Origin of the sequence: Bradyrhizobium shewense, from assembly GCF_900094605.1 — a bacterium.
Lineage (GTDB): Bacteria > Pseudomonadota > Alphaproteobacteria > Rhizobiales > Xanthobacteraceae > Bradyrhizobium > Bradyrhizobium shewense.
On the sequence record NZ_FMAI01000014.1, the window covers coordinates 144,804 to 168,150 of the forward strand.

A 23,347-nucleotide genomic window follows, 5' to 3' on the forward strand; every position below is an offset into this window, starting at 1 on the left:
AAGTTGGCATAGGAAAACCCGTTCCTGAGTCTAGCTCGGCAATTCCTCCCATCTTTCAAAAAACCGCAGGTTGGGGTTTGGCTATCATCAGCCAGAGTATAGCGGCCACGGCAGTGAACGCTGGAATGCCGAAGGCGAACCACAGCCAAAAAATTCGGTGATATTCAGGCGGCAAAGGCGAGCCTTTTGCCGCTGCGATTGAGGCAATGTCCCTAAGGCGCATTTGCATCCAAACAACGGGCAGCCATAGTACCCCCGTGATGAGATACAGCACGATCGACCAAACGATCCATCCTTCCCAGAAGGAGTAACCAACGTGCAGCACAAGCAGCGAGCCTGTCACGGGCTGTGCAACGACGGCAGTGGCTGTGAAGATAAAATCCGCAATCACAACAATTCGGGCGACGCCTGCGATGACGGAGGGCTTTCCGCCGAGGTGAGCTGCAAGCATGAAAAACGCAATGCCGGATCCTGTGCCAAGCAAGACAGCGGCGCCGACGACATGTAAGTACTTGAGAACGAAGTACAGCATTATCGATCATCAACAACAGCAAGCGCTACGAAATGCAGGACGATAATCGGCCAAATTTTCAGCATCGGCCCTAGAGGGTCGGCCCATAGGCGAGGCACAAGTATGGTCCCGATGATCGCGTAAGCGACGGAGATCGCGATGGCCGCATAGAGCCCGTACCGGCTGGTTGGACGATAGGCAATCGCGAGTCCAATCACCAGGTCGGATAATGCGCCGGCGACCACCGTGAGCGCCGCACTCGCTCCTTCGACGCCGCCCTCGCCCATGAGATCCATACCGTACCCCCAGCCCGGCCCGAGCGAGACAAAGGCGGTTGAGATCCAGAATAGAGACAACACAATAAATATCGCGGACTTAAGCAAATACATCCGCGCAAACCAGCGTTCCTGCACTGAAGCTGGTTCGGAGGCGAAGAACTCCGGCAGGCCTCTTGGATGCAGCCCAAGCCGCCGCATGTCTTCAAGATCGCCGACCGCGCCCCGCCTGATCTCCCGCTCGGCAGTGCTTCGTACGGGAGGCCGCCAGCCCAGCAGCGAAATCATGTCACCGAATTTGTACATCACGCTCGAAGCAAAGTTGGGCAAGCGGATTTCGCGCGCCGGAGGCCAACGGTACCAACGGCGGATCAGTGCAATGACTTCGAGGAACGAAAGGCGATGCGGGCCGGCCAGTTCGACAATTGTCCGTGCGGGCGCGCCGGGTTCTAGAAAACGCCTCACGGTATGCACGACGTCCTCGAGCAGGACGATCTGGAGCTGTCCCGTGTTCGGCATCACCGGCAGAGCCGGCAGGGCCGCCAAGCCTCGCATGAGCGCGCTGGCCCCATAGGCCCCCCGACCGATCACGACGGACGGCCGCAAGATGATCCAGTCGAGGTCACGCCCCATCAGAGCCTTGTCGCCAGATAATTTCGTTTCTGAAAATGCGCTGGGAGTTTGCCGGTCTACCCCGATTGCGGAGAAATGGATGACGCGGCGGATTTTGAGTTGCTCACAGGCGGCAAAAAGGGTCGCAATGCCCCGATGATGGACCATTGACGTGGAATCCTTTGGGCTATCTTGGAGTACCCCGGCGCAATTCACTACGGCCTCTACGCCGTCGAGATGCGGCAGCCAATAAGACGGTGACGTCGCCTCGTTAAGGTCAACTGAGATGGCGCCCGGGCTGCTTAGGCCGGCGCTTCTACTCATGGAAACAACTGAATGGCCGTGCCAGGACAGGTCAGCGACGATCGCAGATCCCAACAGTCCTGTCCCTCCGATGACGGCAACCTTCATTGATGGTCCTCCGCGTTCGGACCTAACGCCCTCTTCCGCGACCGCAAACCTCGAACGAATTCCTCCATATAGGGAAGGATTTCAAACAGCAGGACCGCGAATAAGAATGCAGCCACGTAGGTCCAGGGTAATGGCTCTCGCTTCAGGACGAGTTCGTAACGTGCGGGCTCAGACCCCATCCCCCAGAGGCTGAGGAATTGCGGCCAGTTCAAGATAATCACAATGACCATCGCCATGAGGGGCATCAGTTCAAGAAAACTATGGACCTGCTGTTCGATGGGCGTGATGAGCCGCTTATGGCTAGCGAATGTTGTGTCCCAGAGGGCTGTCAGCTGATGCGCAACAAAGCCCGCAATCATAGTCGTGATAATAAGAGCGTTAATCTCCAAAAAAATCGCCGCCAGCAGCGGTATCGCCAGCTCGATCAACATCAACAGGTGAAGCAGAGATTCCTTATAGCCGCTCGTTATCTCAATCCTAGAAGCGCGATGGCAAAGGTAATCAGCAAAGCCGGCCAATAACCAAAGGGGCATCACGAAGTACAGCAATATGGTTTCGGCTGCTGCGGAATGAGACATCCGATAAGCGCTTCTTCGCTGTTTTACACGCTGTCCGGAGTGCGGAGGGGAGATGACTTGTTCTCGTTTCGCAACTCTTGCTCCGGCAACTGCCAGAATTTTTCCTCCCTACCTTCGGGTTTGCCGCTCCGCTCCCATATTTCATAGGCGCGCTTGTCGATTTCCTTTTCGGTCGGTTGGGTCACGACGGGCCTCCTTCATTCCTGTAGGGGATCGTGAGGTGGGTGTCGGCTAGCCGCGGCCTCCTCAACAGCCAGCCGGCAGCGACGCGCTGGGCCATCTGCTGCCGAAGCTATTTTTTTCACTCGGGGGCGAATCCCTCCTCCGCTGATAAGCACGACAAGTCCGCGCGGTTCCTTCGCTGAATCAACGAGGCGAGCGCGGCTTATGTGAATCGATAACAGTATTGGCGCTCCCCCGTACAGGACGACGATCCACAACCCTGTGCTATCAGGAGCGGCCCCCATTGCAGCCGAGATCGTGACAGCGTTCTCACTGATAGCGGAAGCCGCCCTTGCTGGCGTTGTCCCGAGGAATTCTTCCTCATCTTTCAGTTCGGGTCTCGAAACGGCGGAGCGCGCGCTCACTTGCTGGATGAGGTCGAGCCCGTCGTGACGCTCGGGGCGTTGTCCGGAGTCGCGGTGGTGGTCTGATGACCGACATCGCGTCCATTGTAGAAGAAGGCGGCCGCGACGACCGCTATGACGAAGATTGCGCCGGCCATCCAGCCAACTGCGCTGTTCTGCCGTGACCGAACGATGGTGTCGTCGTTTTGATCCATGCTGTTCTCCCGTGACTGCCTCGAAAACATATCGCCGGGAGAGATGTTCCTAACTGGGCTTGTTCGGTCGCGGCACAACGATCTACCGATCGAAGACGCATCGGTTGGCCGCCCGGCGGGCGACAGGATGCAGTCGACGATGCATCGGATTGCTAGCGTCGGCGCGCGACCATGACGCCGATCACGAATGCCGCGGCCAGGGACCGGAGAGGTGCGGCCGTGGCGATGTCCCGCAGTTGCTTGGCGATGAGCGCTGTGGCTGCCTTCGCAGGTGGTCCATGCCGCGGTGTTTCCGCTCTCCGGGCGCCGGTTGCTACCGAGGCGTTTCCAACGCTGAGATCATCAGAAAGGCCGGATGCTTCGGTCATTGCGGAAGCGTCTTTCAGGTCCATGGGAAACCTCGTGTGGCAGGTTCGAAGCAACCGTTCGCTGCCCGTGCGGTTCCTATCGATCGGCTTGCAACAATAGAAGCGCGAAAACAACCCCATGCACAGTACCCGGGGACAATGAATCAATGGATTAGCGGTCGACCGCGACGTCCTTCTGTTTTTCGAATCCAGCTTGGGCTCGTCGGGCAAAATACCCCTACCGCAAGCTTGGAGGGCTTCCCGGCGCGCTGCATCGGCACCTGCTTGCCGAAATTTTTGACGGAGTCCTCCGGCACGGTCGACGGAATGAGGGGGCCAGATCGGCCCGGGAGCGGCTCCGGAGTTTGCGCCGGTAACGGAAGGCGACCGCAAGCGTTCCTGACCCGAAGTCAGACCTCCTGGTCCAAGCGCCCGATGTCGCCGCTAGGGCTCACGGAGCGTGTGCACGATCGGTCGAAGCTCGCCGCTCTCGTCGAGATCGAGCGTCGCAAGCGTGATCGGGAGCTTGAAGCGTCGCGGCCCGGCGCTCCCGGGATTGAGATAAAGAACCCCGTCGACCGTCCTGACGCTCGCCCGGTGCGAATGACCGCAAATCACGGCAGCGGCGCCCTCAGGCGCAGGTTTGCTCCCGAGCTCGTTCAGATCATGCAGGATGTAGAAGTCGTACTGGCCGAGGCGCACAGTCTCCGTATCCCGATAGTCCCGCGCCCAATCGCCGGTATCGACATTCCCCCGAATCGCAGTGACAGGCGCAATCCTGCGAAGCCCTTCGAGCACCTGCTCGGCACCGATATCGCCGGCATGAATGATATGTGCGACTCCGTCAAGGCAACGCGCCACTTCTGGCCGTAGGAGCCCGTGCGTGTCCGAGATCACCCCAATTCTGATCACAGCGCTCTCCTGACGTCCCGCCGCGTTCCCGCGCTTAGGAACCACGGCAGCATGCTTGCAGTTTGCGTCGTAGCGAACGCCCAGCTTGACCGGAACACCGAAGCGACGCAACGCCGCGATGATCCACAAAAGCGGATGGCAAGGTGATCGAACATGGAGGATGATATATGTTCGAAGACCTTCGCGCGATCGCCCAGCCCGGAGCGATGATTGCCATAGTCCTTGTCTTGCTCCTGATGGCCGTGGCTGACGTGGCAATCTTCATCGCAGCCAAGGGCTGGCCCTTCTGACTTGTGGGACCGGCCGCCTCACTGCAATAGGAACCTTCATAGGATTGACCGGTTCGCCCTGCAACAGGAGAGCACGGCGAACATCGATGCCTGTCCCGATGCGAACGGCTCTGGTGCCATTTGCCACATTGCCGCTGGCCGCTTGCGCCGGCCGGCAGTCCGCGCTCGACCCGCAGGGACTTCAGTCTGACGAGATCCTCCGTACCCTCTTCATCTTCCTAATCGTGGCGGCCGTCGTTTGGATCGCCGTGGTGATCGTGCTTTGCGTGAGCATGCTGCGCCGGAAGCGCACGGCTGACCAACCCCTCGCACTGGATGCGCCCTTTGAGCAAGCGACCGGTCGCGTCGTCTTTGCCTTGGGGGCCGCTACCCTTGTCATCGTGCTTGGACTGTCCATCCTTAGTTATGCCGGTCAACGTACCGTCTTTGCCAAGGACGAGCGCGCCCTCACGCTCAAGATCATCGGCCATCAATGGTGGTGGGAGGTTCGCTACGAGGACGACAGTCCCGACAAGAGCTTCGTGACCGCCAACGAGATCCGCATTCCGACGGGCCAGCCGGTGAGAGTCGAGCTGGAATCCGCCGACGTGATCCACAGCTTCTGGGTGCCGAGCCTGACGGGGAAGATGGACCTCATCACCGGGCAGAAAAATGAGCTGCAATTCACGGCAAAAAATGCCGGCGTCTATCGCGGCCAGTGCGCCGAATTCTGCGGCCTTCAGCACGCGCACATGGCCTTCGCCGTGCTCGCGCTGTCGCCGGACGAATTCGGCCGCTGGCGCGATCACGAAAACCAGAGCGTGAGCAGCCCGACCAACCCGCTCGGCAAGCAGGGCGAGCAGCTGTTCCGCGGAAGAGGCTGTGCGCTCTGCCATACCATCCGCGGGACGCTCGCCGGCGGGCAGCTTGGCCCCGACCTCACCCACGTCGGGAGCCGAACAACGGTTGCAGCCGGAACGCTGCCGATGTCATCGGCAACCCTCGCCGCCTGGATTGCCGATCCCCAGCACATCAAGCCCGGAAACAATATGCCGAGGATGCCGCTGCAATCGGACGATCTCATCGCGATCGTTCATTATCTGGAGCAGCTCAAGTGAGCATGGTGGCGGAGCAACACGAGCTGCGTGACGACGCGCTGAATGGCCTCCAGCTTTCGACGCGGGTCGAGGGCATCTGGCGCACGCCTTCCGGCTTTCTCGGCGCACTGATGTCGGTGGACCACAAGATCGTGGGGCGCCGCTACATCGTCACGGCATTCGCGTTCCTGCTGCTCGGAGGACTTCTTGCGGTGCTCATGCGCGTTCAGCTCGCCCGCTCTGAGAACACGTTCCTGTCGGCGGACAAGTACAACCAGCTCTTCACGATGCACGGCTCGACGATGATGTTCCTGTTCGCCGTGCCTGTCATGGAGGCCTTCGCCGTCTATCTCGTCCCGCTGATGGTCGGAACGCGAAACCTTGCTTTCCCGCGCCTGAATGCCTTCAGCTACTGGATGTTCCTGTTCGGAGGCTGCTTCCTCTGGATCTCCTTTGCGGTGAACGTCGGCCCTGATGTCGGCTGGTTTGCCTATGTTCCGCTGGCATCGCTGCAGTACACGCCGACGAAGCGCCCGGACGTCTGGGCGCAGATGATCACCTTCACCGAGGTCGCCGCGCTCGCGGTTTCCGTCGAGATCGTCGTGACCGTGTTCAAGCAGCGTGCGCCCGGCATGACGCTCGACCGTATCCCCCTCTTCGTCTGGGCGATGCTGGTCACGGCGTTCCTCGTAATGTTCGCGATGCCGTCGATCATGGTCGCATCGACGTCGCTGATCCTGGACCGCCTCGTCAACACGCGCTTTTACGATTCTTCCTCGGGCGGGCATCCCCTGCTCTGGCAGCATCTGTTCTGGTTCTTCGGCCACCCCGAGGTCTACATCATCTTCATTCCTGGCACGGGCATGGTCTCGGCGATCCTCGCCACATTCGCGCGCCGGCCGGTGGTGGGCTACCCGGTCATCATCCTTTCGCTGATCGCGACGGGCTTTTTGTCGTTCGGCCTGTGGGTCCACCACATGTTCGTAACCGGTCTGCCCCAGCTCGGCGCCGGCCTGTTCACGGCGTCCAGCATGCTGATCGCGGTGCCAAGCGGACTACAGATATTTTGTTGGCTGGCGACGCTCTGGGATGGCCGCCCGGTCTACCGCACCCCGCTCCTGTTCGTGATCGGCTTCATCGTCATTTTCGTGCTTGGCGGACTGTCCGGCGTGATGGTCGCGTCGGTCCCAATCGACACCCAGGTGCATGACACCTATTTCGTCGTCGCCCACTTCCATTACGTCCTGATCGGCGGCGCCGTATTCCCGCTCATTGGCGCGGTCTACTATTGGTTTCCCAAGATCACCGGCCGGATGCTGAGCGAGAGGCTCGGCCGCTGGAACTTCTGGCTCGCCTTTGTCGGCTTCAATGTCGCGTTCTTCCCGATGCACATTCTCGGGCTGATCGGGATGCCGCGCCGCGTCTACACCTACACCGCCGACATGGATTGGGCGCACCTCAACCTGCTGTCCAGCGGCGGAGCTGCCATTTTTGCGTTCAGCTTTGCGCTGCTGCTCGTCAATGTGATCCAAAGTCTGCGCAGCGGCACGCTGGCGGGCGATAATCCCTGGGATGCCTCCACCCTGGAATGGGCGACGTCCTCACCGCCGCCTCCGCAGAATTTCGACCGCATTCCCGTGGTCAAGCACCGCGATCCGCTCTGGCTCGACAACGCGAGCCTGCCTGTCGTCGCGGGCCTCAGCGTCGAGCGGCGAGAGGTGCTCCTGACATCGCTGGCCGAAGCGGAGCCGCAGATCCGGGAGGCGTCTCCCGAGCCGAGCATCTGGCCGCTGCTGACGGCCATCGCGACAACGGTGTTCTTCATCGGCTCGATCTTTACGCCTTGGGCAGTGCTGTGGGGCACGCCGCCGATGGCTGTCGCCTTGATCGGCTGGTTCTGGCCGGCCGGCAGCAAGGAGGACGAAGAGTGAGACAAACAATCGTCCGCAATGTCGCCGAGCTGCCTACCTATGGCTACGGTCCGCGCAGCGGCCCCTGGTGGGGCGCCATCGGCTTCATGGCGCTGGAGGGGATGGGATTTGCCATCGCGATCGGCGCCTACCTCTATCTCTATGCCGTCAATCCGAACTGGCCGATTGGCGCTGCGCCTCCCGATCTCTGGCCCGGCACGGCCGAGACCATCATCTATCTCCTGAGCGTCATTCCGAACGAGATGACCAATCGCGTCGCTCATCGGCAGGACCTTGCGAGAGTACGCCTAGGCCTCATCGTGATGGCGCTGATCGGAATTGCCCTGCTCGTCCTGCGCGGCTTCGAATTCGCTCATCTCAACACGCGCTGGGACAACTCGGCCTACGGATCGATCGTCTGGTTGATCCTGGGACTGCACACGACCCATCTTGCCACCGACGTCGGCGACACGCTCGTGCTGGCAGTGCTGATGTTCACCCGGCACGCCAAGCCGCGCCGGTTCAGCGATGTCACCGATAATGTGTTCTACTGGAATTTTGTCGTGCTGGCCTGGTTGCCACTCTACGTCCTGCTCGACTGGGTGCCGCGCCTATGACCGCCGCCGAAAGACATACCAGACTGCTTTACTGGGCCGGCGTCGCCCTCGGGCCACTAGCCTGGGGCATCAACCTGCAAGGCGTCTATGCGCTCGCCCATTTCTCGTGCGAGACGACGACGCTGACCGGCACGATCATGAGCACGGTCCTGGTCGTTGTCGCCCTCGCGGGCACAGTGATATCGGCAAGCGCGGTCCGGCGCGGCGCGGGGGCTGAGCGGACCGATGCCCAAGGCGGCGGTCCCCGGACGTTCATGGCGTGGCTCGGTGTCGGCTCCGGCGTGCTGTTTGCGCTGGTGATCGTGAACCAGCTTGCGGCATCGCTCATGATCAGCCCATGCCTGCGCTGAGCCTGGTGGCGTTCCTGCTTGGCCTCATGGCAACACCTGCAATGGCGCACGGCATCGCGGACGTCGACACGGGCTCGCTCTGGAGCTCCGATCCCTGGCTACTGGCGCCGCTTTATGTCGTCGGCATCGGCTTCTATGTCGGCACGCAGCGGCTGTGGCGCCATGCCGGCGGCGGCCGCGGTGTCAGCTTCCGTCAGGTCGGCGCATTCTGGACTGGATGGCTGGTGGTCGCGCTCGCGCTGACGTCGCCGCTGCATTGGCTCGGCGAGCGCCTGTTCACGGCGCACATGATTGAGCACGAGCTGCTCATGGTGATCGGCGCGCCGCTGATAGCCTACGCCCGGATCAACGGGCCGATGATGTGGAGCCTGCCCGCCTCGCTGCGTCCCACTGCGGGCCGTCTCTTGAATTGGTCGACTGTGGCGCGGCCATGGGCTGTCATCAGCCATCCTGTCAGCGCGACCGCCCTGCATGGTTTGGCGCTCTGGGCATGGCATGCGCCGCCACTCTATGCGTGGGCACTCGAAAACACCGCCCTCCACCGCCTGCAGCACATCAGCTTCTTTGCGACCGCGCTGTTGTTCTGGTGGGTGCTTTTCCATGGCCGCGGCGTCGGCCGCAGCCTGCGGCTGCGGGACGGGATCGCGATCGCTTGCCTGTTCGTCACCGTCCTGCATTCCGGCGTGCTCGGAGCATTGCTGACGCTGTCGACACGCATATGGGTTCTGGGACAGGGCGCACTCGCCAGCGAATTCGGTTTGTCTCCCCTGGAAGATCAGCAGCTCGCGGGCATTTTGATGTGGGTGCCCATGGGTATGCTCTACACCGGCGCAGCGCTGTTCTTCGCCTACCGGTGGCTCATCACGATTCCTGCGCACTGCCACATTCCAGCGGCTCGGCATGCCGGCTGAATCATGGACTCAGGGCGAACATAGGAACCGCAGCTGTAATGCAACGTTCGCCAGCTGACTCTCGACTATCCCGTGGAGGCCATATGGGCAAACCAACCGTCCGAGCGACTGTTATCATCGCGGCCGCTCTTGCGATGCTGCAAGGCGCGACAGCGCAAGATCAGCCGCGCCCGGGAATGTCATGTCCGGTCGACCATGATCAGCTCGCGGACATCCTGAAGAAAAGCGTCAAGCCCAGCGGCGGCCCCAGCAATGGCGGCCTCGACAACAACGAGTGGGCTGCCGTGGTGAACCGGCAGGGAGTGGTTTGCGCCGTCGCCTACAGCGGCAGCAAGGTCGACGACCAATGGCTCGGCAGCCGCGCCATCGCCGCCGAAAAGGCCAACACGGCAAATGCGTTCAGCCTGAAAAACAAGGCGATGGCCACTGCCAATCTCTACGCGGGCGCCCAACCCGGCGGCTTCCTGTTCGGCGCGGCGCTCAGCAATCCGCCGTCTCCGGAAGTTATCTATGCGGGCACGCCAGAGGAGTTCGGCACGGCAAAAGATCCGATGGTCGGCAAGCCCGTTGGCGGCGTGATCGCGTTCGGCGGCGGGCTCGCACTCTATGACGGCAACGGCATTGCCGGCGCGCTCGGCGTCAGCGGCGACAGCTCTTGTGCGGATCACAATGTCGCCTGGCGCGTGCGCCACTTCCTCGGCCTCGATCACGTGCCGGCCGGCGTCAGCCCCAACATGAAGGACGCGATCATCTACGACATCGGGCCCGACGGCAAAAGCCCGTCGGGCTTCGGTCATCCCAAGTGCAACGGCAAGGAAGACCAGATCGCCGTCGATCTCGGTGCCGGCGTCTCGGGAAATGTCGTGAGATAGCGACACTCCGCAGAGCTTAGGAACCAAGCGGAAGCCAAACGTTTGTACGTTCGCAAACCGGCCTGCAACGCGGCAAGGCCTCGTCGATGCCGTGGAGATCTTCACTTATGTTAGGTTTCGGCCTCAGGCGATTGCTGTGGGGAGTACTGAGTACGCTCTGCGCAGGCCTCGCATTGTTATCGCCTAGCTTTGCCCAGACCGATCTGGCCAGTCGCATGAAGGATCCCGATCAATGGCCGATGGCTGCGCGCGACTACGCCAACACCCGTTACAGCGAGCTCGAACAGATCAACGCAGGCAATGCCTCACGCCTGCAGCTCGCTTGGACGTTCTCGATCGGAGCGGATCGCGGTCAGGAGGCCGCCCCCCTTGTGGTCGACGGGACCATGTATGTAGTCGGCCCCTATGCCGGCCCCTACCCGAACCGTGTGTTCGCGCTGGACGCAACAACGGGCGAGTTGAAATGGTCTTATGCGCCGAAGCCGGAGCCTGCCGCGGCGGGCGTTGCCTGTTGCGACGTCGTGAATCGCGGCCTTGCCTTCGACAACGGCAAGATCTTCCTCAATACGCTCGACAATCATTCCGTCGCACTCGATGCCAAAACGGGGAAGGAGCTTTGGCACACGAAGCTCGGCGAGATCAACAAGGGCGAGACCATCACGATGGCGCCCGTCATCGTCAAGGGCAAGGTTCTCATCGGCAACAGCGGCGGAGAGATGGGCGTGCGCGGCTGGGTTACCGCGCTCGACGAGAACACCGGAGCCATCGCCTGGCGCGCCTACGCCACGGGTCCCGACAAGGACGTCTTGATCGGCGACGACTTCAAGCCGTTCTACGACAACCTTAAGGGCAAAGATCTCGGCGTCAATAGCTGGCCTGCCGACCGCTGGCAGGTGGGCGGCGGCACTATGTGGGGCTGGATCTCCTACGATCCCGACCTCAACCTGATCTACTACGGCACCGCAAATCCCAGTCCATGGAATGCGAACCAACGTAGCGGCGACAATCTCTGGAGCACGACCATTTTCGCGCGCGATCCCGACAGTGGCCATGCCAAATGGGCGTATCAGGTCAACCCGCACGATCTGTTCGACCATGACGAGATCAACGAGAACGTATTGGTCGACCTCGAGCTGAATGGTCAGCCGCGCAAGGTGCTGATTCATCCTGGCCGCAACGGCTACATGTACGTCATGGACCGCGCCACCGGCGAAGTGATCTCGGCGGACGCCTATGAATTCGTGAACGCCTACAAGGGCGTTGACCTCAAGACCGGCAAGATCATCCCGAATGAGGAGAAGACTCCCCTGGTCGGCAAGACGGTCGAGAACATCTGCCCGAGCGCGCCGGGCGCCAAGGATTGGCAGCCGTCAGCGTGGTCACCGCGCACCAAGCTTCTGTACGTTCCACATCAGCATCTCTGCATGAACTTCAAGGCGTCGCAGGTCGGTTATATCGCCGGCACGCCCTATGTCGGTGCCGATGTCGACATGTATGCCGGCCCGGGCGGCCATCGCGGCGAGTTCATGGCGTGGGATCCGGTCGCGCGCAAGAAGGTCTGGGAAATTCACGAAAAGCTGCCGGTCTGGAGTGGCGCGCTGGTGACTGCAGGCGACGTCGCCTTCTACGGAACGATGGACCGCCTGTTTAAGGCAGTGGACGCCAAAAAGGGCAACGTGCTCTGGCAGTTCCGCGCAGGCTCCGGGTTCGTCGGTCAACCAATCTCCTATCGCGGCTCGGATGGGCAGCAATACATCGCAATCCTCTCAGGTGTCGGCGGCTGGCCTGGCGTGGTGGCGAATGCAGAGGTCGATCAGCGCGTACGCAATGGTGCGCTCGGCTTCACCGGTGCGATGCAGGATCTTCCGTTCTACACCACGGGCGGCAGCGAGCTCCTGGTGTTCAAGCTCGGCGGCGCCAATGGTCAGGACAACAGCCATGCACCTCCGCAGTGATTGCGCCGCCCTTACTCTTGCATTTGCGCTTGCCGGCCTGACCGGGATCGCGTCCCCCGCATTCGCCGCGCCGAATGGCACGCTTCGTGTCTGCGCCGATCCAAACAATCTGCCATTTTCCAACAACACGGAAGCCGGCTTCGAGAACAAGCTTGCCTCCATGGTGGCCGAGGCGCTGGGACGCTCGGTGTCCTTCACCTGGTGGGCACAGCGTCGCGGCTTCATCCGCAACACGCTCAAGACGGAAAAATGCGACGTCGTGATAGGCGTGCCTTCCGGCTGCGAGCTCGTGGAGACCACAAAACCCTATTATCGCTCCACCTACGTCTTCGTCAGCCGCCAGGACGCGCATCTCGATCTGTCTTCGCTGCTCGACCCGCGCCTGCATCGTCTGGTGATCGGCGTTCATCTCGTAGGCGATGACGGCAACAATCCACCGCCGGCGCAGGCGCTCGGCGAGCTGGGCATCGTCGACAATGTTCGCGGCTATTCGATCTATGGAGATTATCGTCAGGCTAATCCGCCTGCACGCCTGATCGAGGCGGTCGCGCGCGGCGAGATCGACGTCGCCGCGGCCTGGGGTCCGCTCGCCGGATACTTTTCCGGGCACTCCAGGGTGCCGCTGACGGTTACGCCGATCCAGGACGGCGAGCGTTTTGCGCCTCAGCAGTTTGAGTTCGCCATCTCGATGGGGGTACGCAAAGGAGACCGCGCGCTCCGCGATCAACTGAATGCTTACATCGACGAGCATCGGTCCGAGATTGCCGCACTGTTACGGAGCTACGGCGTGCCTTTGATCGACGTGCCGGTCGCAGCCTCCGGAGGACGTCAATGATGTCTGCGCCGCGCACGAGCGCCCTGTCCCTCCTGCTTGCGGCCGTCCTGAACGGCCCAGCTCTCGCTCAGCAAACCCTGCCACAATCTCAGGAGGCGCAGACGCCGACGTTGGCGCCGCGCCCGAATTTCGGCGGCAGCGTCGGCAATGGCCGACCGGGCGTGTTCATGCAGGTACCCGTGACCACTCTTTTGCCGGGTGCGCAGCCGGATCCGCCTATGATCAAGAACCCGGTGCAGGGTGACCCCAATGCCGAGCAACGCGGGATGACCTATTTCGTCAATTTCAATTGCGTCGGCTGCCACGCGCCGAATGGCGGCGGCGGCATGGGCCCGGCTCTGAGCAACAACCTCTTCACCTACGGCTCGCAGCCCGAGAACATCTACCTGTCGATCTATCAGGGGCGCCCCAATGGCATGCCGGCCTGGGGCGGGGTGCTGCCGGACAGCGTGATCTGGGATCTCGTCACCTATATCGGCAAGATCAGCAACGAGCCCAGCCGGCAATGGGGTCGGACCTTCTCGGCCAATCCGCTGTCGCCTGAGGTCGAGCAAGTCCCGAGCGAGCAAGTCTCGACGACGGATCCGTGGTCCGCCACGAAGACCTTCAATTTCGGCCAAAAACCCTGATTGGAAAAGGGAGCAGCCGATGGTGAGTCCGACGACACGATTACTTATCGCTTCGCTGCTGGCCGTGACCGCTGCGGCCTGCGAGGCAGGCAAGGCCGCCGGCCCCGACAATTTCATGGGCGATGCGCGCCGTGGCACCGAGCTCGTCAAACAATATCACTGCGGCAGCTGCCACGACATTCCCGGCATCGCAGGTGCCGACGGCAATGTCGGCCCGCCGCTGCAGCGGATCGGCACGCGGACCTACATCGCCGGCTACATCCAGAATTCGCCGGACAACATGGCCGACTGGATCGAAGATCCGCAGCGGGCTTTGCCGGGCAACGCCATGCCCAGAATGGGCATCCCGCAGAAGGACGCACGCGACATTGCCGCGTTTCTCTATACGCTGAAGTAAACCACATGAATTCCATCCACCGTTCGGCAAGATTGTTTCGCGACGCCGATACTGGCCACCACTGTTGTGGTTGTGGCGATCATCGGATTGGCACTCATCGGCGGCGGCGCTTGGCTCGCGACGCTTGGCGGCTCCGTCTACTATCTCGTTGCCGGCATCACGCTCCTCCTCACGAGCTGGCTGCTCGCGCGCCGGGGCGCTCTGGGTCTATGCCGCGCTGCTGCTCGGCACCTTGGCGTGGGCGGTCTGGGAAGCCGGGCTGGATTTCTGGTCGCTCGCGCTTCGCGGCGACGTGCTTGCACCATTGGGCGTCTGGCTGCTGTTGCCGTTCATCGCGGGCCGCCTGATACCGCAGATGCGGACCGCGCGATGGGCGCTCGGCCTGGTGCTGATCGTGGCCGCCGACGTGCTCGCTTTCTCCCTGGCGCGCGATCGTCACGACCTTGCCGGCACCATCGCGGACGCCGGCGCCGTTGCCTCCTCCGAAGCAGCCCCGCCCATCGCCGGCGGGGACTGGACGGGTTATGGCGGCAGCGGTTTCACCGCGCGCTATTCCGCGCTCGCCAGATAACTATAGCCAATGTAAAGCATCTCAAGCCTCGCCTGGGAGTTCCGCACGGGCGATCACAAGGGTCCTGATGATCCCGACGAGATCACCAACGAGGCAACGCCGCTCAAGATCGGTGATCTGCTCTACACCTGCTCGCCGCACCAGATCGTGTTCGCGCTCGATGCGGCGACCGGCCAGTTGCGCTGGAAGTTCGATCCACAGGTCCAGCACAACAAGGCCTTCCAGCACATGACCTGCCGCGGCGTGTCCTATCACGCCACGAAGCCGGGCGCCGTGACGGCCGACTGCGCGACGGCGCCAGGCGATTGTCCGGAACGCATCTTCGTGCCGACCAATGACGGCCGGATGTTTGCGCTGGATGCCCAAAGTGGCTCGCCTTGTGCCAGCTTCGGCGATCATGGGCAGATCGACCTCAAGGAAGGTAGCGAGGTCCAGACGCTCGGCTTCTACGAGGGTACCTCGCCGCCCGTCGTGACCGACAAGGTGCTGATCGTCGGTGGTGCCGTCATCGGTAATTATTCCGACAAGGTCCCGTCAGGCGTGATCCGCGGCTTCGACATCTATTCGGGGCGGCTGATCTGGGCCTTCGACGCCAGCAATCCCGATCCGAACGGTGAGCTCGCCGTGAAATGGTGTGACGCCGACGGCATCTCGGCGGTCGATGAAAATCTCGGGCTCGTCTATGTCCCGCCCGGCTCGAGCTCTCCAGATATCTGGGGCGGTGGCCGTTCGCCTGACAAGGAGCACTACGATTCAGCGCTGATCGCACTCGACATCACGACCGGGAAGCTGCGCTGGTCATTCCAGAACGTGCATCACGATGTCTGGGACATGGACATGCCCTCGCAGCCGAGCCGGGTCGATCTCCGTTCGAATGGGCGGCACCACGCCCGCGATCTTTATCCCGGCAAAAGCCGGCGACGGGCGGCCAATCGACGCCGATGACGTATGAGGCAGGCGGCAAGCAATATGTCATGACGGTCGATGGCGGGCACGGCTCGTTCGGCACCAAGCTCGGCGCCTACGTGCGGGCCTACGCGCTGCCATGATGCCCGTCGGTACGATGCGTGGATGCTCGGCGACGTCTTATCCCGCTCTGCCGGCGCGGACGAGCAACTGCCAAGGCTACGATGGCCGCACACGCTGCTATTCCAAGCACAACTAGCCCTGTGCTGATGACCCCAGCCGGCGGAAGCTGCTTCCGCGCCAGCCAACCCCCGTCGACCGACGTGCCCGGCGGAGACGCCTCGATCATGCTTCCCTCGCTAATCGGAGCCCGGCGCGCGCGCGACAAGAGAAACCGGAACGCGCCTCCGAGCAAATCCTCGGTCAGCTTCGGCGCCACGGCGTAGGCCATCTGACCGGCACGGGCCGGCCACCCGACGGCCATTTCATCGCGCGGCGCGCGAACCAGGTTCAAAAAGGTCTGGGCAACGTCTTCGGACTGGTACAACAATGGGCCCGGATCGAGCCTCTTCCCGGACATGTTGGCGCCGTGGACGAATCCCGGCGTATCCACCATCGCCGGGAACACACCGCAGACATGGATGTGAGGATGTGCCCCGAGCTCCTGCCGCAGGCTTGCCGTGAATCCCCGCAGGCCGAACTTGCTTGCGGTATAGGCCGCAGCGAACGGTGTCGGCGCCCATCCTCCAAGCGAGATATTGTTGATCAGGACGCCTCGCTTCTGGCGCAGGAAGATCGGAAGGACTGCGAAGGCGCCGTGCATCGCTCCCAGCAGATTGACCTCAACTGTCCGGCGATGAAGTGCAAGATCGGCGTCCTGGTAGGCGCCGAACACACCCGTGCCGGCATTGTTGATCCAGACGTCGATCCCGCCGAAGGCGTCCTCCGCCTGCCTGGCCAGTCGCTGCACCGCCTCGGCATCGCTGACGTCGGTCGGGACTTCCAGGGCGCGGCCTCCCAGCGCCTCGCACTCCGCCGCTAGGCCACTCAGGACCTCGCCGCGCCGCGCGGCGAGCGCAACGCTCGCCCCTTCCCGCGCAAATGCCAGCGCCGCAGCCCGGCCTATTCCGCTGGATGCCCCCGTAATGACCACGCGCGTGCCTGCCATTGACCGGGTTGGCGATCGCGAAGTGCTCCTAGGAAGCAGCCATCGCAGTGACCGGCGGAGACACTGTGTGCCGCCGGTTTCGAACCAGTCGCCGTGGGCAAAAATGATCCGCTCGGGCGCAAGGCCCACGAGCCGCTCTGCAGCGGCTTGGACGGAACGGCCGCCCAGGCGCAACAACATCCGCAAATAGATCGGTGCAATCCCGTCCGGCTTGGCGATGCCAAGCAGGCTTGCGGCGGCCTGATTCGAGCGAGGAAGATGATGAGGATCAAGATTTTGCACGAGATCCGTCAGGACCAATGTGCGGCTCCGTTTGTCGAATATCTCCACCTCGGAAAACATCGGGGCCTGCAACGAGACGGTCTCAAGCTCGACCGCCCACTCTTCAGGGGTGGTCTCGCCGAGCTCGCGATCAATGCGAAGGCCGACCTCGCGTGCCTGCTTCCGCGCCGAAATTCCGCGCGCCGCGAAGGTCCGTGCTTGCGGCAACTCTCTCTGCCAAGCAGGCAAAAACGTCCAATGCGCAACGTTCGGCGCCATCAAATATTCGATCGAACCCAGACGTTCCAGCTCATCGCGCAGAGCTCGCGAATATCGCACCGGCGAGTGCAGGATAAGGTCGCCGTTCGACAACCGGATGACCGTCATGCGAACAGGCAGGCGCAAGCCCGCTGCACTGATGGGTGCATCGTCGGCGATCCAGATGTCGTCCGTAGCCCTCGTCAGGGTAACAGTCAGTGGGGCGGCATCAACTTCGTGCATGAGCGTCTTCCGGTGGAGACCTTGCTCAAATCCCCGGATAGGACGCTCGTTCCTCTCACCTTTACCTCCGCGCGACGGAGGCTTCGGACAAAGCCCTGGAACCGGCCTGCCTGAGGTCGTCAAGAGAGGTCTGTCCTCTTGTCGCCGCTTCCAGAAGCTTCGAGGCCACGTGAGTCCGGGCACCAATCTCGCGACGGAAGATGGTTTTGCAAACTTCCTCGAGCACGGCGCGCAAAAGCGCCGTCGTATCGGTGTCGAACATCGAAGCCGCCTCCAGCTGAAAGACCCAAGACTAAGGCAACGGGGACGGCGGGAGATTCAACATTGTTAAAGATCGAGCGACCCGTAGATAAATTTTCGCGCGGTTTGCAGCGGCTTCCTAGTGTGATCTCCTTTCCGTAGGAACATTGAAGATCGTCGAAGGTCGACTTGTATCCGCCGATGCATACGCATGGATCTATAGACCGTATCACAGGTTATTGCCTGCCCTTTTCCATTTGAATCAGAGTTGGTGGAGGCGCGGGCGATCGGAAGACCAATGCAGACTGGATTTGCTTTTTCCAGGCTCGCCGATCACCTGGCGAGTCTCGGTGACGTGACCGCCGACGATCTCGATCTGCTGGCAGAGATGCCGAGCACGATCGCGCACCTCAATTCACATCAGGCGATCTTGCGCCACGGCGACGACAGCCATCAATGCTGCGTGCTGCTCCAGGGTTATCTGTCCTGGCAGGATGCCCAGCGAGCAAACGGGCAGATAACATCGATCTCTGTGCCCGGCGACATCGCTGACCTCCAGACACTCTACCGGCCCCGCATCAACGGCAACCTCATTGCGCTCGGCCCCGCCGTTGTCGCGCTCGTGCCACATCGCTTCTTCCGCGAGCTATCAGCTCGCTCGCCTGCGTTGTCTCGTACCCTGCTGCTGATGCTGCTTCGTGACCACGCCATACAGCGCAACTGGACCATCAACCTCGGCAGCCGGGATGCATTGACACGAGTGGCCCACCTGCTCTGCGAGATCACCACGCGACTGCAAAATGTCGGGCTCGCCAAGGATTTGCGGTTGTCTTCGCCCTTCACCCAATCCGACCTCGCCGCGGCCTGCAGCATCTCTCCCGTCCACGCCAACCGCACCATCCAGGAGCTACGGCAGGGCAACCTGTTGCAATGGCAGGGCAAGACTCTGGTGATCTCGGACTGGCCCGGGCTGGTTCGGCTGGCAGGCTTCGAGCCCAACTATCTTGGCGTCCGGCCGCGCGATCAAAGCGCGCGGCCAGCCCAATTGGAATCGGCTAAAGCGGCCGTCGTGCCGGCCTAACGGTATTTATGCGACCCTTTGCTTGCAATTCGCACGCGCCCGCAATGCTTCGGCCACCTCAGAGATGACAGCGCCCCAGTCGCCAGCCGCCTTTTGACGAAACAACCGCAAGCTCGGATACCAAAGTGAGCGGCACCCTGAGGATGGCCACCGCCAGTCACAGTCGGCGTGCAGCAGCACCCAGGCCTCGCATCCGAGTGCGCCCGCGAGATGTGCGACCATGGTATCCACGCAAATGGCCAGATCGAGCTGGCACAGAAGATGGCCGAGGGTCGGGATGTCCGGCGTACTGATGTCGCACGCGCCGATCCGGATGAGATCTTCAGCCGGCGCATCCCTCTGAAGCGAGTGAAGCGCTACGCTAGGGACAGCGAGATGTCGCAGCATTGCGGGCGGAATCGCCCGTCGCTTGTCCCATTGGCCAACTTCCCAGACCAGGCCGACGGCCAGAACTTCGCCGTCGACTGAAACAGGCGTGCTCCTCGCCGGCAGGGTCAAATATGGCGCGGGCATCGCGACTTGCTCTCGCCCGACCTTGAGAGCGTGCGGTACCTCCATAATCTCTATATCCACCTCGAAATCTGTTTCGGGCGTCCCCTCATGGAGTACAAGTGCGCGATCGACGCCTGTCGTGCGCTCCACCAGCGGCAAGAGTCCGGCCTGACACCAGACCGTGACGCTGCGCGCCAAGTCGCGGAGAGGCTGCATGAAGCGCAGAAACTGGAGGGTGTCGCCGAGCCCGTGGTAGCAGCGCACCAGCACGTGCCTGTCCGTGAGCGGCTCTCCACGCCAGATCCGCTGGAGATGACGCGGGCCGGTGTGCTTTGGCGGATATGCCAGCACTGCCAGATCGCGGTCGTTGATGGCCCAGGCGCGCGCGAAATCGCCCGCGCGCATCGCCTCCACCCAATCGTTCGCCATCGCCCGCGATACGGCTAGCGGCGGACGAATTTGTGGAAACGGCTCAGCTTGCCGTCTCTGGTCCGGTCCTGGTGCAGCAAGGCAACATCAGCCTGATCGAATTTCTCGAAGAATTCGTCCCAGCCGATACGGTCGAGTCCCTCATCCGGCGGATCGAAATCGATACGCAGGATGCCGGCATGCCCGTCCTCCTCGGTTGCCTTGACCGTCGCCGGCTGACCACCGCGCTCATCCACCCATTTGCGGATCGCAGCGTGGTCGGTGGTCTGCTGGGCTTCGCTGCTCTGGGTTTTGGACGTCATGCGGCACCTCGCGTGTTGGTAGGTCCGGCAATGTCACGGGATCGCATCGAACCATCTGCCGTGAAACGCGGGTCGGCAAGATTTGTTCTTTACGGCGCGACACGGTGATGCGAGACGACCGGCATCATCTTCTTCATCTTCATCCAAGATGCTCTTCGTTCCTTTCATGCAGCCCCGGATTCTATCCCAGGTTAAGCCCGGTGCATTTTCTTGCCCGGAATCGATCCGCGAGCAGGCATAGCGTCTTGGACGCAGGAACGAACATACCTTCCGGCACGTTCGCCGACCTACTTACGCTGACACCACGCGTTTTTCCGGAGGTTTTCGTTCATGCACTCCCGTCTTCAGGACAGGCGGCGCGTACGCGTCGGTATCGTCGGCGTCGGCAACTGCGCAAGCTCCTTCGTCCAGGGTCTCACCTACTATCGGAACGCCAATTCGAACGAGCCTGTGCCCGGCCTCATGAACGTCGACCTCGGCGGGTACCACATCAACGATATCCAGATCGCATCGGCCTTCGACGTCAACGCCAGCAAGGTCGGGCGCGACGTCGCCGATGCCATCTTTGCCAAGCCAAACAACACGCATCGCTTCGCTGATGTCGATCAGACTGGCGTGGTTGTTCAACGTGGCCCGGTGATGGACGGCATCGGTCATTATCTCGAAGATGACGTTCCGGTCGCTGACGTGCCGGAGGCCGATGTTTCGGAAGTCCTGGCGATGTCGCGCACCGACGTTTTGGTGTCCTACCTGCCCGTCGGCTCACAACGCGCAAGCGAATGGTATGCGGCACGCGCGATCGAAGCCGGCTGCGGTTACGTCAATTGCATCCCTGTCTTCATCGCCTCAAATCCGGACTGGCGGCGGCGGTTCGACGATGCCGGCCTTCCGATCATCGGCGACGACATCAAGAGCCAGGTCGGCGCGACTATCCTGCACCGCGTGCTTGCCAATCTGTTTCGCGACCGCGGCGTGCGGCTAGACCGCACATATCAGCTTAATGTCGGCGGCAACACCGATTTCAAGAATATGCTGGAACGCCAGCGGCTGACTTCGAAGAAGATATCCAAGACCCAGGCGGTCACCAGCCAGTTCGACGTCCCGATGGATCCCGACAACATTCACGTCGGGCCGAGCGACCACGTACCCTGGCTGACCGATCGCAAGCTCGCCTTCATCCGGCTCGAAGGCACGACGTTCGGCGGCGTGCCGCTGAGCGCCGAGGTCAAGCTCGAAGTGTGGGACTCACCGAACTCGGCGGGCGTCGTGATCGACGCGGTCCGCTGCGCAAAACTCGCCATGGACCGGGGCCAGGGCGGCGCCCTGACAGGCCCTTCGAGCTATTTCATGAAATCGCCGCCGCAGCAGTTCACCGACGAAGAGGCTGGACGGCGGACGCGCGCCTTCATCGACGGCAAGGCGTACAGCTAATGGTCGGGATCATCCATCTTGTCCGCCATGGTCACCACGCCCTGCTCGGCCACACGTTGTGCGGCCGGATGAACGGCGTCACACTTGATGACATCGGTTGCGAGGAAGTCGCGCGTTGTGCGACCAACGTCAGTCCGCAGTCTGCCTTGATCCAGTCGAGCCCGCAGCGGCGCTGCATGCAATCGGCCTCCATTCTTGCGGCCCACTTCGGATCGGCGATCGAGATCGTTCCCGCGCTCGACGAGCTCGACTATGGCGAATGGACCGGACGATCGTTCGAGGAACTCGGCAGGGATCCGCGATGGTCACGCTGGAACAAGCGGCGCGGCAGCACCCGCCCACCCGGAGGCGAGAGCATGCGGTCGCTCCAGAATCGCGTCGTCGGCCATTTGGAGCAACTGCGCAACGACAATTCGACTGGCGCCGTCATCGCCGTCAGTCATGCCGAGCCGATCCGTGCGGCGCTGCTGCATTACGCACGCAGGCGTCTTGACGACTTCCTATCGATTGAGATCGATCCATCCAGCATCAGCACTCTCAGCGCTGACAAGGGCGGGTTCAGGATTACCGGGATCAACCAGCGGGTGCCGGCGTGAAGATCGTCATTTTTGGACTGACGATCTCGTCCTCCTGGGGCAACGGCCACGCCACACTCTGGCGCGGCCTCTGCAAGCATCTGACGCGTCTCGGCCACATCGTCGTCTTCTACGAGCGCGACGTGCCCTATTATGCCGATGCCCGGGACTTCAATGAATTGCCTGGTGGGCAGCTGCGGCTTTTTTCGAATTGGGAGGAGACCCGCTCCCTCGCCCGCAATGACGTCGCGGATGCCGATGTTGCGATCGTGACGTCCTACTGTCCCGACGCAATTGCGGCGACCGACCTGATCATGTCCGAAGGGCGCGCCTTACCCGTCTTCTATGATCTGGATACCCCGATCACGCTGGCGCGGCTCATGGCGGGAGAATCCGTTCCCTACATGGGTCCGCGAGGTCTACGCGACTTCGCGCTTGTCCTCAGCTTCACCGGCGGACCGCGCGTCGTCCAGGAGTTTCGCGACCGGCTTGGGGCCCGCGACATACGTCCCCTGTACGGCCACGTCGATAGCGATATTCACCGCCCAGTGCCGTCCGAGCCGCACTATCGCGCGGATCTGTCCTATCTCGGCACCTACTCCGAAGACCGCCAACACGGGCTCGAGGCGCTATTCGTCGAACCGGCGCGAGCGCGGCAAGACCTGCGTTTCCTGATCGGTGGAGCACAATATCCTGACGACTTTCCGTGGTCGCCCAACATCTACTTCGTGCGGCATCTGCCGCCATCGGAGCATGCGCCTTTCTTTGCGTCCTCACGCATGACCCTCAACGTCACGCGCAAAGCCATGGCGGAGATGGGCTGGTGCCCCTCCGGCCGTCTGTTCGAGGCGGCGGCCTGCGGCGTCCCGCTCCTGAGCGATGATTGGCCAGGCATCGTAGAGTTCTTCACGCCCGGCAGGGAGATCCTGATCGCCCGCGATGCACAGGACACTTTGGCAGCGTTGGCGCTGTCGAGCACCGACCTCCAGTCCATCGCCAGGCGCGCCTATGAGCGGACGATGGATCAGCACACATCCGACAAACGGGCGCGCGAGCTGGTGGCGCTGCTCGAGCAGGCGGTATCCAGCGGCGCGCGTTACCAGCAATCCGAGGAGGCCTGA

Annotated in this window: 28 protein-coding genes; 17 read left to right on the plus strand and 11 right to left on the minus strand. The window is 62.1% G+C overall.

What is annotated here, in order from left to right:
- Nucleotides 1–55: 55 nt before the first annotated feature.
- From GA0061098_RS25455 to GA0061098_RS25485, 7 genes are all read right to left on the minus strand, one after another.
- Nucleotides 56–532, minus strand: coding sequence for a DUF2269 family protein (locus tag GA0061098_RS25455; protein ID WP_091962941.1), 477 nt, complete (start codon nt 530–532; stop codon nt 56–58).
- Nucleotides 532–1,809 (minus strand): SDR family oxidoreductase, encoded by a 1,278-nt coding sequence (locus tag GA0061098_RS25460; RefSeq protein ID WP_091962945.1) that lies wholly within the window; start codon nt 1,807–1,809, stop codon nt 532–534. The genes GA0061098_RS25455 and GA0061098_RS25460 overlap by 1 nt, the downstream gene beginning before the upstream one ends.
- Nucleotides 1,806–2,387, minus strand: coding sequence for a hypothetical protein (locus GA0061098_RS25465; protein WP_091962950.1), 582 nt, complete (start codon nt 2,385–2,387; stop codon nt 1,806–1,808). Before GA0061098_RS25465 ends, GA0061098_RS25460 begins: the two co-directional genes overlap by 4 nt.
- Before the next feature lie 23 nt (nt 2,388–2,410).
- On the minus strand, nt 2,411–2,572 hold the full coding sequence (locus GA0061098_RS25470; RefSeq protein WP_091962954.1) for a DUF2934 domain-containing protein: 162 nt from the start codon (nt 2,570–2,572) through the stop codon (nt 2,411–2,413).
- 398 nt (nt 2,573–2,970) lie between these two features.
- Nucleotides 2,971–3,168, minus strand: coding sequence for a hypothetical protein (locus GA0061098_RS25475; RefSeq protein ID WP_091962957.1), 198 nt, complete (start codon nt 3,166–3,168; stop codon nt 2,971–2,973).
- A gap of 152 nt (nt 3,169–3,320) precedes the next feature.
- Nucleotides 3,321–3,560 carry a hypothetical protein gene (locus tag GA0061098_RS25480; RefSeq protein ID WP_091963177.1) on the minus strand — a complete coding sequence of 80 codons (240 nt, stop codon included), beginning with the start codon at nt 3,558–3,560 and terminating at the stop codon, nt 3,321–3,323.
- Between the two features lie 399 nt (nt 3,561–3,959).
- Complete coding sequence (locus GA0061098_RS25485; protein ID WP_091963180.1) at nt 3,960–4,427, minus strand: metallophosphoesterase family protein; 468 nt, start codon at nt 4,425–4,427, stop codon at nt 3,960–3,962.
- Between the two features lie 167 nt (nt 4,428–4,594).
- Here GA0061098_RS25485 and GA0061098_RS47010 point away from each other — a divergent pair, with 167 nt between their 5' ends.
- From GA0061098_RS47010 to GA0061098_RS46255, 13 genes are all read left to right on the plus strand, one after another.
- Complete coding sequence (locus tag GA0061098_RS47010) at nt 4,595–4,717, plus strand: hypothetical protein (RefSeq protein WP_283808004.1); 123 nt, start codon at nt 4,595–4,597, stop codon at nt 4,715–4,717.
- Nucleotides 4,718–4,803: 86 nt separating this feature from the next.
- Nucleotides 4,804–5,814, plus strand: coding sequence for a cytochrome c oxidase subunit II (coxB, locus tag GA0061098_RS25490; protein ID WP_091962961.1), 1,011 nt, complete (start codon nt 4,804–4,806; stop codon nt 5,812–5,814).
- Between the two features lie 2 nt (nt 5,815–5,816).
- Nucleotides 5,817–7,724: a cytochrome c oxidase subunit I gene (gene ctaD / locus GA0061098_RS25495; RefSeq protein WP_208610679.1), complete on the plus strand. Its 1,908-nt coding sequence runs from the start codon at nt 5,817–5,819 to the stop codon at nt 7,722–7,724.
- Nucleotides 7,721–8,320: a cytochrome c oxidase subunit 3 gene (locus tag GA0061098_RS25500; protein WP_091962969.1), complete on the plus strand. Its 600-nt coding sequence runs from the start codon at nt 7,721–7,723 to the stop codon at nt 8,318–8,320. The genes ctaD and GA0061098_RS25500 overlap by 4 nt, the downstream gene beginning before the upstream one ends.
- On the plus strand, nt 8,317–8,670 hold the full coding sequence (locus GA0061098_RS25505; protein ID WP_091962974.1) for a hypothetical protein: 354 nt from the start codon (nt 8,317–8,319) through the stop codon (nt 8,668–8,670). The genes GA0061098_RS25500 and GA0061098_RS25505 overlap by 4 nt, the downstream gene beginning before the upstream one ends.
- Nucleotides 8,658–9,581, plus strand: a complete 924-nt coding sequence (locus GA0061098_RS25510; RefSeq protein ID WP_091962978.1) for a cytochrome c oxidase assembly protein — start codon at nt 8,658–8,660, stop codon at nt 9,579–9,581. Before GA0061098_RS25505 ends, GA0061098_RS25510 begins: the two co-directional genes overlap by 13 nt.
- An 83-nt stretch (nt 9,582–9,664) precedes the next feature.
- Complete coding sequence (locus GA0061098_RS25515) at nt 9,665–10,453, plus strand: GlcG/HbpS family heme-binding protein (RefSeq protein ID WP_245323552.1); 789 nt, start codon at nt 9,665–9,667, stop codon at nt 10,451–10,453.
- A 107-nt stretch (nt 10,454–10,560) separates the two neighbouring features.
- Entirely contained in the window at nt 10,561–12,408 is a 1,848-nt protein-coding gene (locus tag GA0061098_RS25520) for a methanol/ethanol family PQQ-dependent dehydrogenase (RefSeq protein WP_091962985.1), read from the plus strand.
- Complete coding sequence (locus GA0061098_RS25525) at nt 12,392–13,243, plus strand: substrate-binding domain-containing protein (RefSeq protein ID WP_091962989.1); 852 nt, start codon at nt 12,392–12,394, stop codon at nt 13,241–13,243. Before GA0061098_RS25520 ends, GA0061098_RS25525 begins: the two co-directional genes overlap by 17 nt.
- Nucleotides 13,243–13,872, plus strand: a complete 630-nt coding sequence (locus GA0061098_RS25530) for a c-type cytochrome (RefSeq protein ID WP_091963183.1) — start codon at nt 13,243–13,245, stop codon at nt 13,870–13,872. Before GA0061098_RS25525 ends, GA0061098_RS25530 begins: the two co-directional genes overlap by 1 nt.
- A gap of 19 nt (nt 13,873–13,891) precedes the next feature.
- A complete protein-coding gene (locus GA0061098_RS25535) occupies nt 13,892–14,269 on the plus strand; it encodes a c-type cytochrome (protein WP_091962994.1) in 378 nt (125 codons plus the stop codon).
- A gap of 124 nt (nt 14,270–14,393) precedes the next feature.
- Nucleotides 14,394–14,840: a hypothetical protein gene (locus GA0061098_RS46250; protein WP_245323558.1), complete on the plus strand. Its 447-nt coding sequence runs from the start codon at nt 14,394–14,396 to the stop codon at nt 14,838–14,840.
- Between the two features lie 81 nt (nt 14,841–14,921).
- The gene (locus tag GA0061098_RS46255) at nt 14,922–15,785 is read left to right on the plus strand and encodes an outer membrane protein assembly factor BamB family protein (RefSeq protein WP_488226173.1); all 864 of its coding nucleotides are present in this window, start codon (nt 14,922–14,924) and stop codon (nt 15,783–15,785) included.
- Between the two features lie 88 nt (nt 15,786–15,873).
- On the opposite strand, the gene GA0061098_RS25545 is transcribed toward GA0061098_RS46255, so the two are convergent.
- Together GA0061098_RS25545 and GA0061098_RS25550 are read right to left on the minus strand one after the other, a co-directional pair.
- On the minus strand, nt 15,874–17,676 hold the full coding sequence (locus tag GA0061098_RS25545; RefSeq protein ID WP_129590922.1) for an SDR family oxidoreductase: 1,803 nt from the start codon (nt 17,674–17,676) through the stop codon (nt 15,874–15,876).
- Between the two features lie 61 nt (nt 17,677–17,737).
- Complete coding sequence (locus tag GA0061098_RS25550) at nt 17,738–17,938, minus strand: hypothetical protein (protein WP_091962998.1); 201 nt, start codon at nt 17,936–17,938, stop codon at nt 17,738–17,740.
- A 276-nt stretch (nt 17,939–18,214) separates the two neighbouring features.
- Here GA0061098_RS25550 and GA0061098_RS25555 point away from each other — a divergent pair, with 276 nt between their 5' ends.
- Nucleotides 18,215–18,997, plus strand: coding sequence for a Crp/Fnr family transcriptional regulator (locus GA0061098_RS25555; protein WP_091963001.1), 783 nt, complete (start codon nt 18,215–18,217; stop codon nt 18,995–18,997).
- Nucleotides 18,998–19,003: 6 nt separating this feature from the next.
- Here GA0061098_RS25555 and GA0061098_RS25560 read toward each other — a convergent pair whose 3' ends face one another.
- Together GA0061098_RS25560 and GA0061098_RS25565 are read right to left on the minus strand one after the other, a co-directional pair.
- Nucleotides 19,004–19,918: a hypothetical protein gene (locus tag GA0061098_RS25560; protein ID WP_091963005.1), complete on the minus strand. Its 915-nt coding sequence runs from the start codon at nt 19,916–19,918 to the stop codon at nt 19,004–19,006.
- A gap of 14 nt (nt 19,919–19,932) precedes the next feature.
- On the minus strand, nt 19,933–20,220 hold the full coding sequence (locus GA0061098_RS25565; RefSeq protein WP_091963009.1) for a hypothetical protein: 288 nt from the start codon (nt 20,218–20,220) through the stop codon (nt 19,933–19,935).
- Between the two features lie 330 nt (nt 20,221–20,550).
- On the opposite strand from GA0061098_RS25565, the gene GA0061098_RS25570 reads away from it, so the two are divergent.
- From GA0061098_RS25570 to GA0061098_RS25580, 3 genes are read left to right on the plus strand one after another with little or no spacing between them, the layout of a single operon-like run.
- Complete coding sequence (locus GA0061098_RS25570) at nt 20,551–21,651, plus strand: inositol-3-phosphate synthase (protein WP_091963013.1); 1,101 nt, start codon at nt 20,551–20,553, stop codon at nt 21,649–21,651.
- Nucleotides 21,651–22,247 (plus strand): histidine phosphatase family protein, encoded by a 597-nt coding sequence (locus GA0061098_RS25575; RefSeq protein WP_091963016.1) that lies wholly within the window; start codon nt 21,651–21,653, stop codon nt 22,245–22,247. Before GA0061098_RS25570 ends, GA0061098_RS25575 begins: the two co-directional genes overlap by 1 nt.
- Complete coding sequence (locus GA0061098_RS25580) at nt 22,244–23,347, plus strand: CgeB family protein (protein ID WP_091963020.1); 1,104 nt, start codon at nt 22,244–22,246, stop codon at nt 23,345–23,347. Before GA0061098_RS25575 ends, GA0061098_RS25580 begins: the two co-directional genes overlap by 4 nt.

Bases quoted from the DNA above. Each gene is read 5' to 3' on its own strand.
- GA0061098_RS25555 (WP_091963001.1), top strand. From the start codon at position 18,215: ATGCAGACTGGATTTGCTTTTTCCAGGCTCGCCGATCACCTGGCGAGT.
- GA0061098_RS25520 (WP_091962985.1), top strand. From the start codon at position 10,561: ATGTTAGGTTTCGGCCTCAGGCGATTGCTGTGGGGAGTACTGAGTACG.
- coxB (WP_091962961.1), top strand. From the start codon at position 4,804: ATGCCTGTCCCGATGCGAACGGCTCTGGTGCCATTTGCCACATTGCCG.
- GA0061098_RS25515 (WP_245323552.1), top strand. From the start codon at position 9,665: ATGGGCAAACCAACCGTCCGAGCGACTGTTATCATCGCGGCCGCTCTT.
- GA0061098_RS25510 (WP_091962978.1), top strand. From the start codon at position 8,658: ATGCCTGCGCTGAGCCTGGTGGCGTTCCTGCTTGGCCTCATGGCAACA.
- GA0061098_RS25570 (WP_091963013.1), top strand. From the start codon at position 20,551: ATGCACTCCCGTCTTCAGGACAGGCGGCGCGTACGCGTCGGTATCGTC.
- GA0061098_RS25575 (WP_091963016.1), top strand. From the start codon at position 21,651: ATGGTCGGGATCATCCATCTTGTCCGCCATGGTCACCACGCCCTGCTC.
- GA0061098_RS25525 (WP_091962989.1), top strand. From the start codon at position 12,392: ATGCACCTCCGCAGTGATTGCGCCGCCCTTACTCTTGCATTTGCGCTT.
- GA0061098_RS25565 (WP_091963009.1), bottom strand. From the start codon at position 20,220: ATGACGTCCAAAACCCAGAGCAGCGAAGCCCAGCAGACCACCGACCAC.
- ctaD (WP_208610679.1), top strand. From the start codon at position 5,817: ATGGTGGCGGAGCAACACGAGCTGCGTGACGACGCGCTGAATGGCCTC.
- GA0061098_RS25505 (WP_091962974.1), top strand. From the start codon at position 8,317: ATGACCGCCGCCGAAAGACATACCAGACTGCTTTACTGGGCCGGCGTC.
- GA0061098_RS25465 (WP_091962950.1), bottom strand. From the start codon at position 2,387: ATGTCTCATTCCGCAGCAGCCGAAACCATATTGCTGTACTTCGTGATG.
- GA0061098_RS25475 (WP_091962957.1), bottom strand. From the start codon at position 3,168: ATGGATCAAAACGACGACACCATCGTTCGGTCACGGCAGAACAGCGCA.
- GA0061098_RS25455 (WP_091962941.1), bottom strand. From the start codon at position 532: ATGCTGTACTTCGTTCTCAAGTACTTACATGTCGTCGGCGCCGCTGTC.
- GA0061098_RS25535 (WP_091962994.1), top strand. From the start codon at position 13,892: ATGGTGAGTCCGACGACACGATTACTTATCGCTTCGCTGCTGGCCGTG.
- GA0061098_RS25530 (WP_091963183.1), top strand. From the start codon at position 13,243: ATGTCTGCGCCGCGCACGAGCGCCCTGTCCCTCCTGCTTGCGGCCGTC.
- GA0061098_RS47010 (WP_283808004.1), top strand. From the start codon at position 4,595: ATGTTCGAAGACCTTCGCGCGATCGCCCAGCCCGGAGCGATGATTGCC.
- GA0061098_RS25480 (WP_091963177.1), bottom strand. From the start codon at position 3,560: ATGGACCTGAAAGACGCTTCCGCAATGACCGAAGCATCCGGCCTTTCT.
- GA0061098_RS25460 (WP_091962945.1), bottom strand. From the start codon at position 1,809: ATGAAGGTTGCCGTCATCGGAGGGACAGGACTGTTGGGATCTGCGATC.
- GA0061098_RS25545 (WP_129590922.1), bottom strand. From the start codon at position 17,676: ATGCACGAAGTTGATGCCGCCCCACTGACTGTTACCCTGACGAGGGCT.
- GA0061098_RS25560 (WP_091963005.1), bottom strand. From the start codon at position 19,918: ATGGCGAACGATTGGGTGGAGGCGATGCGCGCGGGCGATTTCGCGCGC.
- GA0061098_RS25550 (WP_091962998.1), bottom strand. From the start codon at position 17,938: ATGTTCGACACCGATACGACGGCGCTTTTGCGCGCCGTGCTCGAGGAA.